The following is a 371-nucleotide window of genomic DNA, read 5'->3' on the forward strand; positions in this document are numbered from 1 at the left end:
ACTGGGGTGAAGTCGTAACAAGGTAACCGTAGGGGAACCTGCGGTTGGATCACCTCCTTACCTTAAAGAAACGTTCTTTGAAGTGCTCACACAGATTGTCTGATGAAAAGTAAATAGCAAGGCGTCTTGCGATTGAGACTTCAGTGTCCCCTTCGTCTAGAGGCCCAGGACACCGCCCTTTCACGGCGGTAACAGGGGTTCGAATCCCCTAGGGGACGCCACTTGCTGGTATGTGTGAGTGAAAGTCGCCGACCCCAATATCTCAAAACTTACCTTCGGGTGACGTTTGAGATATTTGCTCTTTAAAAATCTGGATCAAGCTGAAAATTGAAACGACACACTGTTTCATTTCTCCGTAATAAGAAATGAAA

Annotated in this window: 1 tRNA gene and 1 rRNA gene; both read left to right on the forward strand. The window is 46.6% G+C overall.

The window, feature by feature from the left end:
• Positions 1 to 60, forward strand: a 16S ribosomal RNA gene (locus tag OGX67_RS01145); the annotation flags it as partial.
• An 85-nt stretch (positions 61 to 145) separates the two neighbouring features.
• Positions 146 to 221 (forward strand) — tRNA-Glu (locus OGX67_RS01150).
• Positions 222 to 371: the final 150 nt, after the last annotated feature.

The sequence above is a fragment of the Citrobacter sp. Cf118 genome (assembly GCF_030334095.1).
Taxonomy (GTDB): domain Bacteria; phylum Pseudomonadota; class Gammaproteobacteria; order Enterobacterales; family Enterobacteriaceae; genus Citrobacter; species Citrobacter freundii.